Here is a 17692-nt window from a genome sequence, read left to right as displayed (position 1 = left end):
TACGTGCAGTTGCCGGCCGCTGGCCGGCAACTGCACGTACCCAACGCCACCGGGATGCCGGCCAGCGGCCGGCACTACCACGCCCGGGCGTTCGTGGCGGCGTTTGACATGCAGGCATTTACCTGCATATAGTCCACTCAAGGGCGGCGCCTGCCAGCCCATCGCGAGGAAACTGCAATGGTGGATATCGCACACAGGGTCGGCATCAAGGCCCCCGCAAGCCAGGTGTACCAGGCGCTGGCCACCCCCGAAGGCGTGGCCGCCTGGTGGGCCGAAGACGCGCACGGCGACCGCGAAGCCGGCGGCACGGTCAAGGTCCGTTTCACCAACAACGGCCAGGAAATCGGCGCCATGGAGATGAAGCTTGAGCAGCTTGTTCCAGGCGAGCTCGTGCTGTGGCGGTTCCACGCCGGCCCCGCCGAATGGATCGGCACCCACGCGCGCTTCGCGCTGAAGCAGGAAGGCGACTACTGCATCGTCCTGTTCACCCATGAAGGCTGGAAAGAGCGCGTCGAGTTCACCTCCCACTGCAGCACCAAGTGGGCGGTGTTCCTGATGAGCCTGAAGGCACTGCTGGAAACCGGCAAGGGCCAGCCCAACCCACACGACGTCAGGATCGACAACTGGAATTGAAGACCTCCCCATGGCGGTAGACCACCTGCGCGACGCAGACAAGGTGTTCAAGGCACTGGCCGATCCCACGCGCCGCACGCTGCTGGATCTGCTCTGCAAGGACAACGGGCAGACGCTGGGCCAGCTGTGCGAACACCTGGACATGGCCCGGCAATCGGTCACCCAGCACCTGGGCCTGCTGGAAGACGCCAACCTGATCAGCACCGTGCGCCGTGGCCGCGAGAAGCTGCACTTCATCAACCCGGTGCCCCTGCATGAAGTCTACGAACGCTGGGTACGCAAGTTCGAGCAGCAGCGCCTGAGCCTGCTGCATGACCTGAAACGCGAACTGGAAGGAGAATGACGATGTCCGCAGAGTCAACCCGCTTCATCCACGTGATCTACATCGCGTCCACGCCACAGAAGGTGTTCGAGGCCATCACCCGCCCCGAGATCGCCAGTCGCTACTGGGGCCACGAGAACGTCTCGGACTGGAAACCGGGCTCGCGCTGGCAGCACGTGCGTGCAAATGAAACGCGCTCGGTCGAGCTGGTCGGCGAAGTGGTGGAAAGCACCCCGCCCTCGCGCCTGGTCATCACCTGGGCAGCCGCCTCGCAGGCCGACAATCCCGCTGCCTACAGCCGCGTCACCTTCGACATCGTGCCCTACCAGGACATGGTGCGGCTGACGGTTACCCATGAGGAACTGGAACCCGGCAGCGGCATGGATACCGGCATCCGCCAGGGCTGGCCGATCGTGCTGTCCAGCCTGAAGTCGCTGCTGGAGACGGGCAAGGGGCTGGATGTGTTTGCGAAGCCGAACTGAGTCGTGCCGCAATCGGCGGCGGAGCGCCACCCGCCGCCAGCGCTCCCTGGCCGGTCAATCGCTCAATCTGCGCGAACGCCCATAACTGCCACGCACATCCTGCTTGATCCAATCCGCCAGCAGGCGCAGGTAGCCGTCGGTGATCCGCGTCGACACGCGATTTCCCTCGGCATCGGTGCGGAACTCGACCATGCCGTGGTCGGTATCCGGGAACAGGTAGGTGTTGATCGGTTGCCCCGACGCGCGCAGGCGCGACAGGATCGAACGCGTGGCGGCAATCGGCGCGGCGCGGTCCTGCTCGGCCAGCACCCACAGCAACGGCACCTTCAGGCGGCGCAGCGCGGCCTCGGCGTCGTAGTCCCAGATCAGTTCCAGGTTGTCGAATCGCGCGCGACCGATCCGGCGCAGGTCAGCGTCACTCATGCGCAGCATGTCGCCGCTGTATTCGCCGCTGATGTTCTTTGCCCACGGTGCGGCACCGATCTGCGTACGCACCTTCGCCAGCGCCTCGAACCCTTCATTGAAATGCGTGCGCATCAACTGCGCGGTCGCGTCTGACAGCTGGCCGACCTGCTTCATCGCCGTTGCATCCAGCTGCATGCGGCGTGCCTCGTCGAACAGCTGCTCGCGGTCCTCCTCGATGGGCGAGACCACCAGCCCGAAACCGATCGCCACGAAATCCGCCTGCGAGCGCGTCGCCGCAAGCGGTGCGATCCACCCGCCCTGGCTGCCACCGAAGTAGCCGGCGCGGCCGAACCGGCCTCTCGCCAGTTCGCGCGCCTTTGCAAGCGCCGCCGCCGCATCGTCGGCCAGCAGTTCGAAGTTCTGCGTGTACTCCCCTTCCGAGTCGCCGGTGCCACGCTTCTGGTAAGCGAAGACCGAAATCCCCTGCGCCACCAGCATGCGCTGGTAGATGGCCGCCGCCGCCATCGTGCGTTCCGAGCCGTGCACCAGCACCACCAGCGGCCGTTTGGGGTCGGCCGGACCGGCTGGTTCGATCAGCTGCCCGGCCAGTTTTGTTCCGGCACTGCTGAAGGTCGTCTCGGTATCGCGGGTCGGCAGTCGCTGCCAGCGCTGCGTCGCTCCCGCAGGCGACCTGAAGCTGACCACATCGTCGCTGCAGCTCACCGGCGCGTTGGCATCACCGGTGGCGCCACGTCGCCCGTCCAGCATCAGATAGCGCTGGCCTGTGGCCGGCGCCGCAGCGGGTGCGCCCAGCACCACGATGTTGCCTTGCCCGTCACCGTAGGCACTGACCGTGCACAGCTCGGCGGCTGCAACCGGCAGCCCCGAACACACCAGCACCGCGCTCAACAACGAACGACTCCTCCACCCTGCCATGCCCTTCCCCGTTTCGATGAACCTGCGTCGTGCAGGTGTCGGGCGCAGCCTAGCGCGTTCGTTCGCCAGATTCATGCTGCAACCGCTCGCCGTCGCTCCCCTTCCACGGCCATACTGGAAGGACGATACGGACTTCAGAGCGTCATGCACCCACACTTGGAACACATCGGCACCACCCGCATCCTGCGCGTCGACCCGCAGGGCCCGATGCTCGATGCCAGCGCCCTACGCGACCTGGTCGGCGATGCCCTTGGGCACCAGGCCGAGTGGATCGCCGTGCCGGTGCAGCGCCTTTCGGCAGACTTCTTCGAGCTGCGCTCCGGCATGGCCGGGCAATGGCTGCAGATGCTGGTGAACTACCGCCTGCACTTCGCCGTCCTGGGCGATGTCAGCGCCTACCGCGCACAGAGCGAATCGCTGGACGCGTGGATCACCGAATGCAACCGCGGCCGCGACGGCTGCTTCGTGGCCGACTGGGGCGCCCTGCTGGCGCGCCTTTCGGCCCCCGCCAGCGCCGGCTGAACGCCGCCCCCACGCTCACCCTCGCCAAACCTGGTTCCGACTGCACTCCGACGCCGCCCGCCACAGCATCACCCGCGGGCTCCCCAGGCGACGTTCGATGCGCGCTTCAGACGCAGATTCCCTGCACAGCAAAGTGGCGGCGGTCACCCTCGGTTTCTGGGTGATGAAGATCGCCGCCACCACCCTCGGCGAGACTGCGGGCGATCTGCTGTCGATGACGCTCAATCTGGGCTACGTGGCCAGCTCGGCCATCCTGCTGGCGATCTTTGCCGGCCTGCTGGGCATGCAGTTGTCGGCGCGGCGCTTCCATCCGGTGCTGTTCTGGTCGGTGGTGCTGGCGACCAGCACCGCCGGCACGACCCTGTCGGACCTGATCGACCGCACGCTCGGCCTGGGCTACGCCACCGGCGCCAGTCTGCTGGCCGGCTGCCTGGCGCTGGTGCTGCTGGCCTGGCGCATGTCGGAAAAGTCGATCTCGGTCAGCAACATCGCATCGCGCCGCGCCGAAGGCTTTTACTGGACCGCCGTGCTGTTCTCCAACACGCTCGGCACCGCGCTGGGCGACTTCCTCGCCGACGATTCCGGGCTGGGCTTCACCGGCGGCGCCCTGCTGATCGGCAGCCTCATCGCGCTCACCGCATTGGCCAGCCGCATCAAGGGCATCAACCGGGTCATCCTGTTCTGGATCGCCTTCGTGCTCACCCGCCCGTTCGGCGCCACCTTCGGCGACCTGCTCACCAAGCCGCTGGAAAAGGGCGGCCTGGGCTTCGGCACGGTAGGTTCGTCGCTGGTGCTGTTCACCATTCTCGCCACACTCGTGGCACTGCCGATGTTGCAGCGCAAAGCGCAGCCAGCCAGCTAGCGCGCCGTCCATCCCCCATCCACCGGCAGCGCCGTGCCGGTGATCTGCGCCGCAGCGTCCGAAGCCAGGAACACCACCATCTCACCCAGCTGATCGGGCGTCACAAACTGCAACGACGGCTGCTTCTCAGCCAGCAGCGCACGCGCGGCGGACTCCTGATCCGTGCCTTCGCGCTCGGCCAACGCGGTGATCTGCTGCTCGACCAGCGCCGTCCGCGCCCAGCCCGGGCAGATCGCATTGGCGGTAATGCCCGTACCCGCATTCTCCAGCGCGGTCACCTTGGTGAACCCCACCACGCCATGCTTGGCCGCCACGTAGGCCGACTTGTTCACCGAGCCCACCAGCCCGTGCACCGACGCAATGTTGATGATGCGGCCGGCGCCCTGCTGCTTCATGTGGGGCAAGGCCGCCGCCGTTGCATGGAACACCGCCGAGAGATTCAGCGCCAGAATCGCATCCCACTTTTCGACCGGGAATTCCTCGATCGACGCGGTGTGCTGGATGCCCGCGTTGTTTACCAGGATGTCGATGCGGCCCATCGTCGCGACGGCGCGATCGATCATCCCGCGCACCGCCTCGCCATGGGAAAGGTCGGCGCCGTCATGCGCCACGCGCACGCCGAACTCGGCTTCCAGTTTGGAACGGATGCGTTCGATTTCCGCCGCATCGCCGAAGCCGTTCAGCACGATGTCCGCGCCTTGCCGGGCCAGCGCGGTCGCAATGCCAAGACCGATACCGCTGGTGGAGCCGGTGACCACCGCAACCTTGCCACTGAACATGGGTGAGCTTCCATCGGGGGTAGGACGCCAGTGTAGCGTTATCGGCCTCCGCACCCTCCTCCTATGTGCCCACGTCCAACGAGTACGCCAGCAGGAACTCCCTGGCGTACTCATTCCCAGCCTGCGCCGAAGCGCGGATCAGGTACACCGCACGTGGCACGTCGCTGGGGACACCCTTGCCATGGAACAGCGCCAGGCCAAACTCGTACATGGCCGACGGATAGCCGGCCTCCGATGCCCGCTCAAAATGCGCGGCCGCCCGCATGAAGTCCTGCTCGACGCGGTCACCGGTCAGCAGGCACAGCCCTACCGCATGGATCGCCGGCATATAGCCCTTCTCTGCGGCCTGCTTGAGGGTCGCGAAGCTGTCCGCCTCGGCATGGGCGTGGTCCTCCCCCACAGGCATCGAGGAAGAGAGGAACAGCGCTTCGGCACAGCCGCGTGCAAGCTGCGGGGCCAACAGCCGCCGCGCCTCGGCAATGTCACCACCGTCGAGCATCGCATCGAAGTCGGTCGTGAGCTGGGTTGGCATGTTCGTCATGGCACAGGCTTCCTTCCTGTTTGCGGGCATCCGTTCGCCCCATTGGGATTATGCATGCGCAATGCCGTACATTCCTCCAGCCCACGAGGAATGGCGACCCAATGAGCTGACTCGTGGGCCAAATCGACACAACCCATTTGCCTATACGTTGTCGCAAATAGCATTGGACCCACCAAGGCATGTGGGGATATTCTCGAATCTACGTGGATCTGCCCAAAAGGTCACAATCTTGACCCTTTCCTCTCCGCCCGTTCCAGCCAAACTCCGGGAAATGCTCAAGGACTATCCGGAACATATCGAACGGCTGCAGGAAGTACTGAATCGATCAGCCGAACGATCACGACAGATTCCTTTAATGCCGTTCGACGACGCGATCTCTGCATTGGAAGGCAGGCTCGGAACGTTCATCATGGAAGCACGGAGTGAGCTTGCCGCTGCTGAAGCGGCTGGGAATCCCCAGGATATTGCCAATGCACTTGAAAAAGAACGGTTAATGCTTAGGGCGCGCCTACAAAGCCAATGGATAGGAGATGAGTCGATGTACTCCTATTTTCAGGAGCTAGAGCGTTGAGTTCAGCCGATTGGAGCCTCGCGCCCCCAGGCGCATGCGCAGGTGTTTGCGGAGAAGGTGCTTCCCCATAGTGGTCTGGACGGTACCACTCCTCAGGAGCACCCCAAGGCAATTGTACTCGCTGGACAGCCAGGCGCAGGTAAGAGCGGGGTTGCCGGTGCTGCGATTCGAGAGCTTGCTGGTGATGCCATTCCCATCGATCCCGACGCGCTGCGGGAGATGCACCGTGACGCTCCGCAGCTTGTCCAGCAGCACCCATACACCTGGTCAGGGCATACTCACAGCGATGCCAGCCAATGGGCAAAAGAGCTGCGATCCCTGGCAGTCGAGGGCCACAGGAATCTCATCCTCGATACGACACTAGGAAATGGCGACGCCGCAGTTAATCTGATCAAGAATCTCCGGGCCAAGGGCTACGAAGTGGAGATTCGGGGAGTTGTCGCACATCGGTTGGAAAGCGAGCTTGGTGTCGACCGAAGGTTTACTGACAAGCTGGACGACGAAGGCTTCGGCCGCTACGTCCCCGAAGACGTGCGCAAGCACGTTTACGATGCCCCGCCCGGAAATCTGGACAAGGTCCAGGCCGAGACCGGCATCCAGATTCGACTCTACGGACGCGAAGGCGCTCAGGTCTACGACAGCCATAGCGATACCCGTCTACCGGGCGCAGCGCTGGAAGCCGAACGCGAGGCTCGGCTGAAAGACCCCCGAATCACCCAATCATTGCGCGATGGCTGGCGCGCACAAGGCCGCTGGCACGCCGAGCTTACGGACACCCTGCCCCTCAACGACAAGGTCAGCCCACCAACAGCGGCAGCCGTTCTCGATGAGCGCGCAACGCTCAAGGTTGTTGAAGGCATTACGCCCAACATCCAGAAAGCACGCAGCGTCGACCACACCATCCGCGTGCACCCAAACATGGTGCGGGGCGCCGTCATCGGTGGTGCCGCTGCGACGGTTGTTGAAGCTGCCTCAGAAGGAACAAAGATCGCCGATCTGTACGCACGCGACAACCGGATGGGCGCAGAAGCTGCGCTGTTGGACTTCGGTGCACGCAGCGTCAGCGGTTGGACCGGCGCAGCGGTGGGCGCCAAGGTCGGTACCCTGCTGGGCATCGAGTCCGGCCCCGGCGCCATTGTCACCGGCATCATCGGTGGCGGGTTGGGCGCCTGGGGTGGCGGTGAGATCGTCGATTGGATCGAAAAATACCAGATCAACAACCAGGCCGACAGCACCGGTAGGGTCTGGACGTTTGACCCGGCGCATCCCGAAAAGGGCTGGACGCACAGCGAGCGGGAAATCATAGGCACCGTCGGCACCCTGGCCGATCGCCCCATCTACGGCGCGACTACACTGCTCACGGCCGACGCCGAATTGACCCAGCAACTGAACTACCAAGCCTCAAGCCGGGCCGTCGGGCTGCGGCTGTCCGAGCCTGATCAACCGATCAACCCCTTCAGCATCGCCGGCGATGCCAGCGATACGCCCAGCGCCCTTCCGCGCTCCTGGGAGCGCAACCCGGAGAATGGCGAATGGCGGCGCGAGATCGTCCATCAGGTCCTCGAGCACGGCATCAAGAACACCACGGTCGAAGTAGCCGACGCCACCAAGGCTGCCCAGCTTGATGACGCCGCACGGGGCATCATGGCCTTCAACGCCGCCCGCAGCTCGGCGGCCTTTGCCAAGCAGTACGAGCATGCCTACACCGCACAAGGCTGGTCCCAGTACGGACCGATTCCGGATGAAGTGATCTGGGCCCAAGACCATCCCGATCACGTACTGGCATCCGATGGACGCACCTATCAGCAACAGGGCGACGGCGAATGGCTGCATGACGGCTGGATCTGCGATTCGCTGGCCGAGGGCAACATCCGCGACGAGTTGAACGGAACCTACTCGCAGATCCGCGCCATCCAACAGATGGAGGCGCCCGTACCCGGCGCCCACGACCGCAGTATCGAGGCACTGACCGTCAACGAACGCGAAGCCCGCGACCAGGCCATGCAGGAAGCCAATCGACTGGGTGTCGCTGCACCGCAGGCGCAGCAGGTGGCCGCCGCTGCCGTGGCTGAGGTTCGCGGCGAGCACGCCGAAGAACGGCTGACGCCACAAGCCGTGATCGATGCGCACAGCGTTGAACGCGCTGCACTATCGCCCAACACATCACCCTTGGTACAGGAGCATCGCGCTCCTACGCCTGCGGCGCCAACGCCATCGGATCCTGTGGAATCCGTACAGGAACCGGGTCGACGCGAGGCACGACGACCAGAGCCCACAGCAGCCTCTGCAACGCAGCCTGCGCGGGAAGAGTCAAGCGAGCCGCGAGCGCCTACCAAGGCAAACCCTCCTGCGCACACGATGCCGGCAGCCCCGGTGCCGTCACCCGGCATTCCCTCCACTGGGCGATCTCCTGCACAGGCGGAAGCGAGTGCGCTGCCTACGCCGGATGTCGGGCGCCCCGCTTCTGCGCAGGAGCCCGTTGCGACTCACACCCACTCCACGGCCCCGTCGATCCAGACCGAAGTTGCTGAAGCCGTGTCGGTTACTGTCCGCCTACACGAAGCCGAATCAACGCCGGCGCCAGCGCCAGCGCCAGTCCAGCTTGAGTCAGACGTTCCAGCCACCCTCGCCGCAGCCGAGCCAGCTGCGCCCCCGCAGATGACAGGCGCCGCCCCCAAGGTCTCGGAGCACGAGCCTCCTTACGCGCCACCACCCGTGGAAGCACCGGCGGCGGCACCCTCAAGCGCAACGGCCCAGCAAGAGCCCGAAGCGCCGCCCGCCCCCCTGCTGCCTACCCAGCCTGAGCATCCCGATCACGCCCTCTACCAACAGGTGCGCGAAGGCGTAGCCACGTTGGATGCAAAGCACGGCCGCACGTTCGACGAAGCCAGCGAGCGCATCACTGCCAGCCTGCTGGTGCTGGCAAAGGACAACGACCTGGATCGCGTGGACCACGTGCTGCTGAGCAACGCCACCGCGGACAAACCCGCCGGTCATACTCTGTTCGTGGTCCAGGGCGAGCCCAGCGACCCCGCACACCAGCGCGCCGCAATGCCGACCGAACTGGCTGCGCAGACCACGGTGGAAGAATCCATGCAGCAGTTCGACGTCGCCAGCCGCGAAGCGCATCAGCGTGCAATCGCCAACCAGCTCGAACAGCAGCTGGAAGATCAGCGCGTGCAGCACGATATTCAGGCCCGCGCCGCCAGCATGGGTTGAGTGGGCGAGACACGTGCGAGATCATTCGCAACAACCCGCCCTCCTGGCCCTTCTGTTTGCCAATCGGCGCCACTGATGTCGCCGCGCAATCAGAAGAAAAGACCCGCCTGGTCCACAGTCGCCAACGGATTGGCTTTCCGCACCGCCTCCAGGAACAGCAGGAAATCGCGATTGAACAGCGTCAGGTTGTTGGTGAACGTCACGCACTTTCTGCCCGACGCTTTGCTGAAGCACACCCGCCAGAAATAGCGCCCGTAGATCTTGTCGGACGTTCGTGTGACTGAGGTGATCTGCGAGAGCGGAACCGCCGTAGGCACCGGCCCACGTCGCAGGTAGAAGGACTCCGCATCAAAGAAGTAGTGCTCCCGATCCTCTTTTCCATCCACCATCACCAAGGTCATGGACCTGCCGGAAATCCGGCGCGGGGCATGCAAATGCAGCCCCGATTTCACGGACGAGCGAGCAGTTGCTGACATCCGCCGAAGGGTGAACCAGAGGATCGCCAACGGAAGGGCCGCGAGGACAATGAAACCTACAGTCTTCAAAACAGTTTCCAGCGTGCTAGGCACACAGATCTCCAGGATGAACTTTCAGGCGATACCCAAGTAGATCCACGCCACGCGTGGATGATCTGGCTTCAACGCCTTTTCACTTCCAATGATCCGGCCCCAGGAACGGCAGGCTCAGCACAAACACCGGCACCGCCACAGGGATCAGCGCCGCGCCGAGCACCTTGCCCGCCGCCGAACCCGCGCCCGGCTTGTCCTCCCTCTCCGGCAGGATCCGCTGCGCCCGCGCATTGATCGGCTGTGCAAGCTTCCCTTTCTCCGCCAGCACCGCAGCATCCGACAACTGCACCCGTTCGCCGTCGCCCTCGAACAGCGCGCTGTAATAGCTGCCGCCCTTCCTGGAAAGATTGCAGTCCGGGTTGGCCGCCAGTTCGTAGCGGCTCCGCGCTTCAAGGATGTACGGCCGGCGCGTCAACTCGTCGATGGCCTTGGCCACTCGTGGACTGATCTCCAACCGCTCCAGCTTGAACTGGGCAGCTTGCTCCGGCGTCACCTGCTCGGGCCGCAGCAGCAGCGCGTAGCTGCCATGCACCTTGGTACGGTCAGCCGGCACGCGCCAGTCCTCACGGATGTACATCTGCGCGCAGACCACGGCCTCGCGCAGCGGGCTGTCCATCAGGGCGCGGTAATCACGGAACGGCGCCGCATCAAAGCGCATCGGCTCGTCATAGACAGGCAACAGGTACAGCTTGCCGTCGTCGGCCACGAACGCGCCGGTGATCTCGCGACTGTAATGGTGATACTCCGGCCCGCTGGCGCAGCCAGACAACAGGGTCAGACACAAGGCGGAGAGAATGAAGAGGACGGACGTTCGCATGTCTTAGTGAATGGCTTCCCTGGGTAACCGGCCTCGCCGATAAGAACGAGGCCGATCCAACATGGTGCCACGGCGCCGCATGTGATGCAGATCCCGCCTTACTTCAACCGCTCTACCAACCGCTGCCCCACCTCCAGCGCCGACGCCGGGTTCTGCCCGGTAATCAGCTCACGATCCACCACCACATGCCCGGTCCACGGCGTGGCATTGCTGCTGAATCGCGCACCCGCCCGCTGCAGCGCGGTCTGCGGGTAGAACTTCATCTCGCCGCCGCCCAGCAGCGGCTTGGCCTGCTCTTCTTCCTGGTTGCTGATCACCGTCATCTGGTAGCCGCTGTAGATCCACTTCGGTGTAGCCGGCATCGCACCCGCTTCCATCTTCGCCGCGAAACCTGCAGCATCCGGCAGCGTGGACAGCAGCGCGATCGGCCCGTGGCAGACCAGCGCGGTGGTCTTGTTGCGCTGGTGGAAGTCGGCCAGCAGCCGGCCCAGCGCTGGGCTCTTGAGCAGGTCCTGCATCGGCGCGTGGCCACCGGGAATGTAGACCGCATCGAAACGCGCGTAGCCCTGCTGCTCGATGCGCGCCAGGCTGACCACCGGGGAAGCCGTCAGCGAGGTCAGCGCCAGCTTCTCCAGCAGGTCCTTGTGCACCTTCAGCTGCGCAGCATCGTTGCCGAAGTACGCCGGCGTCACCGAGGACGCATCCACTGTCGGCGCCCGCCCCTGCGGCGTGGCGAAAGTCACCTCGTGGCCCGCGTCCAGCAGCAGCTTGACCGGCTGCATCAACTCGTTGAGATAGAAGCCGGTGGACAGCACCTTGCCGTCCTTCAGGTCCAGGTGGTTTTCGTCGGACAGCACCACCAGCACGTTGGCGGCATGCGCGCCGCTGGCGGCCAGGGTCAGGGCCAGCCCTGCGGCCAGCCGAGTCATCAGGTTCATGGGGAGCTCCTATCGGGGAATGGCGGCCACTTTATTCATCGCCCCGGCGGCGATAAATTGGCCGCATCGCAAAACATCTGTTCCCCGGAGGGCCAAATGAGCCGCAAGTTCGACTACCTGGGCGACGTGGAGGTGTTCCTGGCGGTGGTCGAGCACGGCTCGTTCACGGCCGGCGCGGTGGCGCTGTCCACCACGCCCTCGGTGCTGAGCCGCGCGGTCACCCGCCTGGAAGCGCGGCTGGGCCGGCAGCTGCTGCAGCGGACCACCCGCCGCGTGGGCCTGACCGACGCCGGGCGACTCTATCGGGAACAGGTGCGCACCGCCTTCGGCCTGCTGGACGACGCCGAGCGCGACGTACAGGGCCAGGACGGCGCGCTGGCCGGTCGCGTGCGCCTGAGCGTGCCCACCACCTATGGCCACTACCGGCTGCCGCCCGTGCTGGCGCGCTTTGCGCAGCAGTACCCGCAGGTGCAGGTGGAGCTGAACATCACCAACCGCAACGTGGACCTGGTGGCCGAAGGCTTCGACCTGGCCATCCGCCTGGGCCAGCTGCCGGACAGCGGGCTGGTGGGGCGGAAGCTGGAGGATGCGCCTTTGGTGCTGGTGGCTTCGCCGGAGTACCTGCAGCGCTGTGGTACGCCGCAGACGCTGGAGGACCTGCAGCAGCACTTGTGCCTGCCCTTCGTGATGCCGCGCACCGGGCGGTTGGCGCCGTGGATCTTCCGCGATGGTGGGCGCGACGTGGACTGGCTGCCGCGTTCGTCCATCGAGACCTCCGACGATGTGCTGGGCGTGGTGTCGCTGGCCGAACAGGGCATCGGCATCTGCCAGAGCTATGCGTTCATCGTGCGCGAGCGGTTGCTGCGTGGGGAGCTGGTTGAGGTGCTGCCGCAGCTGCGGGGGCGATCAAGGCCGTTCTCAGTGATCTATGCGCCGCATCGACGGCAGTCGGCGGCGGCGCGGGCGATGATTGAGTTGCTGGTGGGGAATGCGGCTGAGGCTGGCGTTGGTTGAAGCTAAGAGGGTTACTGATGGTGTCGGGTTTGAACCGATCTTGGAGGTGCGCGGCTGATCGCACCCCATCGCTTGGCGAGGCAGACTAAGAACTGTTGCAAAGAAGGCTGTCGCGCTATTCGCTTGTGGCATGGGCGATTGCGCCACTTTGATCCGCAATTGACAGGGCAGTTGCGCGAATGCGTCTACTGGCGTCGCGTGCTGCACGAATGGTGCGTGCAACAATAGTTCTTCGCTCTCGGATTCAACGATTCCTTCGCGAATTTCTATTGGCATTCGGAGCGGCTGCGTAAACACCATGGCGCGCCACCGAAAACGGGTGGCTCGGGTCTGCAAACCCGAAGAAAGCGATGTCTGTAGTTTGCGCTTGCCCGTCGGCACCGTCCTTAACCGGTGCCGGCGGGCAATCCGTCGGCCTTTCTGGCGGGCGGTGCGTGGGGGCTTTCGGGCCCACCGGCTTATGACATCGCTTCTTCCGGTTTGCAGCCACGCATCGTCCGCCACCTCTTCACGGTGGCGCTGTTAAGCACAGCTTCGGAAGCCGACGCCATGAACGAATCCGACACCTTCTCTTCGTACACCGTTGTTGAGCCCATCAACGACGACACTCCCCTGCCCGACCTGAACTCCCTGCTCGGCATCCTCAAGCGCATGCGCGGCTGCGAGGGGGCTGATGGCCACCCTTGGCCAGAAACCGACGTGTCACCCGGCCGCCGCGTGAGCCTGGCCAGGACCGAGCGAGCGTTGGTGGGAGCGCTGACGGTGCTGGAGGTACTGCACTCGGCGGACCGCTGCCGGGTAGCGGCGGAGCCGGAGCGGCACCTGGATGAGGGGGTTGTTGATGGGCTGTTTTTGGCGTGCCGGGGACTGGTTGAGTGGGCTTGTCACGAGGTAAGGCCGGAGTGACCCTTCAATATTGTGCTAGAGATGGGGGGTTTGGCCAAATCATTGCGACACGCTCTTGCGCAAGAATTACTCTCAGTAAACGCCGAGGAGAAGTAAAAAGGCAGCAAGAAGACAAACAACAACCTACCAGATGGCCAACTTTCAAGCCCAACGAAAAAGTCACTTCTTCCTAAGAACCAGAAGCGTTTCACTGAGTTCAGCGCGCCAACCCTGCTGCGCCGAAGATCGCATCGAGCGAAATGCCTCTTTCACCACGGACGTATAACCTACTCCCGCACCAAGTTCCTCTAGAACCTCCGCAACAGGGACATGAACACCGTTATACAGGCTATCACCTACCACAGCCCAAACTTCTCCGTTGGCGTAGAGCTTTCCATGCAGCTCATGAAGAATTTTCTTCATATCATAAAAATAGGCGTCTACCATCGAAGGTATATTCCTATTCCATAGCCTGGAAGTTTCAGAATGCAATCGCTCCGACACCAAATCCAGCTTTGCCGAACCACTGGGCTTTTGGGAATATACGCGCGACACCTGAACGTGAGAGGTCAGAGTAGATTGGCGAAGGGCTCTATTTGATTTTGCATCTGAAAGGTAGCCGAGCATCCAAAGCTCAACATTATAAACATCCGTATAGTCGAACGAATTTGGATATGGTGGCGAGAAGACAGCCAAATCTGCTCGAGGAACCTCAGGCAGACGCACGCGCGAGTCCCCACGAAGAAGCGTGTAAGCTCTCGCGGGACGAATCGCATGCGTCGTCACTTCGATAAGCGCCTTTTCAATGTGTGCAAGCACGGCATCATCCACGTCCGACGCCACAGCCTGCCGTGACATCCAGTTCTGACGATATCGCCTCCCCTTGCCGCTCACCAGAACGTTGCTAACTCCAACGATAACTCCGCCCAGAAGCGCCCTGAAGAAAAGCTGCGAGGCGCGTGAGTCCAACCGGCAAATGGCGCTGCGGTAGCATTCAATTCGCTGTGCGACTTCAGCTGTGAAGATCCAGCGCCCCCCTACACCCGGCTCAACGAAGGTGGGAGGCAGATGAGACAGATCGTACTGACGGGGCTGTCGCACCAGCCTTTTGAGCCTACGAAAGTCACGAAGAAGTGCTCCCGGATCATGCGGCGTAAGCTTTGCCTCGATCAAATCAGCCAAGTAAGGATTGACCTCAATGGTCACCGGCTCAACTCCCAAGAACTGGCAAGTCAAAGCAGTGGTGCCAGATCCTCCGAAAGGATCAATGCATCGTCTCACCCTTCGACCACTCTCAGCCACCGCACGTGCGACCAGCTCCGGAGCAAATGCTTCCTTGAAATTGCGCCACTGTTGAAACGGCAGCGGCTCCGAGCCCGAATTTGTACCCAGGGTCGAAACCGTTCTGCCCTGAGTCCAACGCTCGAAGGCAAGTTGCATCCCTGTGCTCCCCTGCTCGCTACTTGCGCAATACGGATCGCGATGATAGTAAGATCCGGGCACTTGTCAAGCATATGGTACCCAGCTCGAGATAGCACCGGTGATTCCGACACTGGTAAACCAGCGCGCAGAGTCTCTCAACCGCGAACTAATCTGGGCGCGATCACGAGCACTCTCGGAGTGCTAGCACGAGCTGCTAGGTGCGCCACTGTTTCTGATTTTTGTGCACAGACAGGCCATCTAGAGGAGCCTTGCGCATGGCCGGAGCGTAAAGCTTCTTCTAACAACTGCCGATATGTAAGTATGAGCATACGACCACAACCGAGTGGTCCGATTGATCATGGCAGGAAGCATAGCAGGCGCCACAGAAGTAGCGAGCAATACCGTCAACGCTGTCACCTCACTGAGGTGCACAGGCGACAGAACTAGAAATCCGCCCATAGATGGGCGTTCCAGGGAGGCACCATGAGTCGAGCGATCTATCTACCCATTTTGGATAGCCTGACAGTTAAGAACTATCCACTCTATCCAGGCAAGGAAGGTCAAGGACTCGAGCTAGAATTTAGAGACGGAGTGACCGTTCTTGCAGGCATCAATGGGATCGGCAAGACGACTTTACTCAACCTCCTGCTGCGGATGATCATTGGCCCCACAGATCCCGTGAAGGCGGATCGAGAGTTGGGACGAGTTAGCAGGCGCGTGCTTACGATGCCGGTCAAGCGTGATTTCTTCAGTGCACGCGTTCCCCAAGCACTTCAGGCAAATGCAAAGGCAACCTTAACCTTCCGATTAGGTGATCGCAACCTAAGTGTAAGTCGCTCGCTACGTGACATGAGCCTACTTGCGATTACAGTCAATGGTCGAAAACAGCGCATCCCCGAAGAGCAAGCTTTCATCGAAGAGTTGGCCAAATGGGCAGGGGTGAGTTCAGCCTATGACTTTCACATTCTTGTTCGGTACCTTCAGTTCTTCGCCGAAGAGCGCCTTCCCATCCTCTGGTCACCAGGAACTCAATTTGAGTTCTTCAAGATTCTTTACTTCGATAGGGAATTACAGGATAGACTGAATACGACATTTGCTCGCATCCAGCGGGTCGATACCAGTTACAGAAATCGACGACATCAATTGAATAAACGGATCGAGAGAAATCCGAAGCCAGAAAGTGATCAGGACATCCCAGTTGAAACCTTGCTAAAGATGGTCGCCGAGGCACAGGCAGCCTTTGAGCGGGCGGATGCAGCTTATGACAACGCAGGCGAGATCTATCAGGTACAGAGGCAACGCGCCTTTGACGCTTACGACGCGATCTCGCGAGCCGAGGTGTCCCTAACTGATGCCGAAGCCAACTTTATTGCCGCAGACTCACACTTTATTGCCCATGCACTTCCGAATCTAGATGACAAGCTAAAGTTCCTCATGCAAGGGATTGGGGGCGGCCAAGGCTGCTTTGTCTGTGGAAATAGAAATAGCAAATCAGCCCGCGCAATAGGAAAGGAGCTGTTACAAGGAAATTGCTTTGTCTGCCACTCCTCTCTTTCCGCCGATCAAATAAAGCTCAAGCCTCTTTCGGCGGATAATGTTCGCGCAGTGGAGAGTGAGGTTGAAGCCGCCCACACAGAGCTGAACAACGCAAAGCTCCGGCGTGACGCTGCAGAAGCTGATCTCAAAGCGGCTGGGTTAGAGCTTCAAGAAGCCAGTTCTCTGAGGCGCACAACTCAACAACAACTCGAGGAACTACGCCACCACCTCCCAGCAGACGGATCTCTGGCGGGCACCGAAAATGGCATCATCGAGGCAGAGAAGAAGGCACTCCTGGAGCTGGAACTCCAGCGCAACCAGCTCGTCGAGGAATATCGCGAAGCGATTACCGAAGGGCAGACAAAGATGGCCAGCCTAACCGAAGATCTGCGACGCTCCTTTACTCGCTACGCGGAGGCATTCTTAATGGAGGAAGTGAACGTTGATATATCACGCCAATCTCCATTTCGTCCCGCAACTGGCGCCAAGGCTGTGAATATTCCGACGTTCACTGTAAAAATGACGTCCAGTACCTTCAAGCAACCCGAGGCTCGATCCAGCGCCGATAGCGTCTCGGAATCCCAGAAGGAATTTCTTGACCTTGCCTTTCGCATGGCCATGATTGACCTTCTTGCAGCAAAAGCCAGCATCACTCTAGTCGTTGAAACACCCGAGGCCAGCCTTGACAGCTACTTTATGCGGCGAGCAGCAGATCTTATGCGCAGCTTCACAACCCATCAGGAATCTGCCAGCAGGCGCCTTATCGCAACTTCGAACCTGAACGGAACCAAGATGATCCCCGCATTACTTGGAATATTGGCAAAGGACTGGTCGATTCTCTCTACTCGCCCACCGGATGCAGGACATCTAGTTAATCTTATGGAGCTTACTGCTCGAGCCAAGGTACTTGATGTTCCGGAGGCTTCCGATCTTCTTCTCAATGAGATCCAGGAGTACATCCAGTGAAGCCGGCAACAGGGCCACGAAAATCAGATTTTGAGCGACTGCAGTTCGCCCGATGGGTGCTTTTTCTCATTGTCACTGCACGAGCTGCCGGGGTGCAAAAAATCGATAGAGAGAGATTACACGCCCTGCTATTTCAGTCATTCGCATCATCGCTGTTTTATGGGATACCCCCTCTGCGCCAGAGGGCCCAGCGAACTCTGCATGGCCCATACTATCGGGCTGCACATATTGCAGTAGGCCAGCTAGCCCTAAGCGGACTCGTTGTTATTTCCA

General features: G+C 61.9%; 17 protein-coding genes. 10 read left to right on the top strand and 7 right to left on the bottom strand.

The annotated features are described in order from the left end of the window. Window positions 1-177: 177 nt before the first annotated feature. The 3 genes from VG566_RS19790 to VG566_RS19780 are packed head-to-tail and all read left to right on the top strand — an operon-like array spanning window position 178 to window position 1437. Complete coding sequence (locus tag VG566_RS19790; protein WP_197561650.1) at window positions 178-633, top strand: SRPBCC family protein; 456 nt, start codon at window positions 178-180, stop codon at window positions 631-633. A 10-nt stretch (window positions 634-643) separates the two neighbouring features. Then, window positions 644-976: an ArsR/SmtB family transcription factor gene (locus tag VG566_RS19785; protein WP_014646883.1), complete on the top strand. Its 333-nt coding sequence runs from the start codon at window positions 644-646 to the stop codon at window positions 974-976. 2 nt (window positions 977-978) lie between these two features. Further along, a complete protein-coding gene (locus VG566_RS19780; RefSeq protein WP_069117095.1) occupies window positions 979-1437 on the top strand; it encodes an SRPBCC family protein in 459 nt (152 codons plus the stop codon). A 54-nt stretch (window positions 1438-1491) separates the two neighbouring features. Here VG566_RS19780 and VG566_RS19775 read toward each other — a convergent pair whose 3' ends face one another. Continuing rightward, window positions 1492-2742 (bottom strand): alpha/beta hydrolase family protein, encoded by a 1251-nt coding sequence (locus VG566_RS19775; RefSeq protein WP_423172655.1) that lies wholly within the window; start codon window positions 2740-2742, stop codon window positions 1492-1494. Window positions 2743-2922: 180 nt separating this feature from the next. Here VG566_RS19775 and VG566_RS19770 point away from each other — a divergent pair, with 180 nt between their 5' ends. Beyond that, window positions 2923-3300 (top strand): DUF4180 domain-containing protein, encoded by a 378-nt coding sequence (locus VG566_RS19770; protein WP_241884815.1) that lies wholly within the window; start codon window positions 2923-2925, stop codon window positions 3298-3300. 97 nt (window positions 3301-3397) lie between these two features. Then, window positions 3398-4162 carry a hypothetical protein gene (locus VG566_RS19765; RefSeq protein ID WP_241884816.1) on the top strand — a complete coding sequence of 255 codons (765 nt, stop codon included), beginning with the start codon at window positions 3398-3400 and terminating at the stop codon, window positions 4160-4162. Here VG566_RS19765 and VG566_RS19760 read toward each other — a convergent pair. Together VG566_RS19760 and VG566_RS19755 are read right to left on the bottom strand one after the other, a co-directional pair. Further along, window positions 4159-4941, bottom strand: coding sequence for a 3-hydroxybutyrate dehydrogenase (locus tag VG566_RS19760; protein WP_241884817.1), 783 nt, complete (start codon window positions 4939-4941; stop codon window positions 4159-4161). The two genes, VG566_RS19765 and VG566_RS19760, sit on opposite strands and share 4 nt — an antisense overlap. Window positions 4942-5002: 61 nt before the next feature. After that, entirely contained in the window at window positions 5003-5482 is a 480-nt protein-coding gene (locus tag VG566_RS19755) for a hypothetical protein (RefSeq protein ID WP_241884818.1), read from the bottom strand. 229 nt (window positions 5483-5711) lie between these two features. Here VG566_RS19755 and VG566_RS19750 point away from each other — a divergent pair, with 229 nt between their 5' ends. Continuing rightward, window positions 5712-6053 carry a hypothetical protein gene (locus tag VG566_RS19750; RefSeq protein ID WP_143572903.1) on the top strand — a complete coding sequence of 114 codons (342 nt, stop codon included), beginning with the start codon at window positions 5712-5714 and terminating at the stop codon, window positions 6051-6053. A 42-nt stretch (window positions 6054-6095) separates the two neighbouring features. Next, complete coding sequence (locus VG566_RS19745; RefSeq protein WP_423172651.1) at window positions 6096-9272, top strand: zeta toxin family protein; 3177 nt, start codon at window positions 6096-6098, stop codon at window positions 9270-9272. Between the two features lie 89 nt (window positions 9273-9361). Here the strand turns inward: VG566_RS19745 and VG566_RS19740 are convergent, their stop codons facing one another. The 3 genes from VG566_RS19740 to VG566_RS19730 all read right to left on the bottom strand — a co-directional run bounded on the left by VG566_RS19740 (window position 9362) and on the right by VG566_RS19730 (window position 11596). Next, window positions 9362-9841: a hypothetical protein gene (locus VG566_RS19740; RefSeq protein ID WP_239517619.1), complete on the bottom strand. Its 480-nt coding sequence runs from the start codon at window positions 9839-9841 to the stop codon at window positions 9362-9364. Between the two features lie 79 nt (window positions 9842-9920). Beyond that, window positions 9921-10658 (bottom strand): hypothetical protein, encoded by a 738-nt coding sequence (locus VG566_RS19735; RefSeq protein WP_241884820.1) that lies wholly within the window; start codon window positions 10656-10658, stop codon window positions 9921-9923. A gap of 98 nt (window positions 10659-10756) precedes the next feature. Further along, complete coding sequence (locus VG566_RS19730; protein ID WP_241884821.1) at window positions 10757-11596, bottom strand: type 1 glutamine amidotransferase domain-containing protein; 840 nt, start codon at window positions 11594-11596, stop codon at window positions 10757-10759. A gap of 96 nt (window positions 11597-11692) precedes the next feature. Between VG566_RS19730 and VG566_RS19725 the strand changes: the two genes are divergently transcribed. Continuing rightward, window positions 11693-12610, top strand: a complete 918-nt coding sequence (locus VG566_RS19725; protein ID WP_241884822.1) for a LysR family transcriptional regulator — start codon at window positions 11693-11695, stop codon at window positions 12608-12610. Window positions 12611-13159: 549 nt separating this feature from the next. Then, entirely contained in the window at window positions 13160-13516 is a 357-nt protein-coding gene (locus VG566_RS19720; RefSeq protein WP_241884823.1) for a hypothetical protein, read from the top strand. A 159-nt stretch (window positions 13517-13675) separates the two neighbouring features. Here the strand turns inward: VG566_RS19720 and VG566_RS19715 are convergent, their stop codons facing one another. Next, window positions 13676-14935, bottom strand: a complete 1260-nt coding sequence (locus VG566_RS19715) for a hypothetical protein (RefSeq protein ID WP_189719597.1) — start codon at window positions 14933-14935, stop codon at window positions 13676-13678. A gap of 465 nt (window positions 14936-15400) precedes the next feature. On the opposite strand from VG566_RS19715, the gene VG566_RS19710 reads away from it, so the two are divergent. Then, window positions 15401-17419, top strand: coding sequence for an ATP-binding protein (locus VG566_RS19710; RefSeq protein WP_241884824.1), 2019 nt, complete (start codon window positions 15401-15403; stop codon window positions 17417-17419). Window positions 17420-17692: the final 273 nt, after the last annotated feature.

Origin of the sequence: Stenotrophomonas sp. CASM114 (genome assembly GCF_049384325.1) — a bacterium.
Lineage (GTDB): Bacteria > Pseudomonadota > Gammaproteobacteria > Xanthomonadales > Xanthomonadaceae > Stenotrophomonas > Stenotrophomonas muris.
The sequence above is the reverse complement of the archived record's forward strand: the minus strand, read 5'-3'. Positions and strand labels throughout refer to the sequence as shown.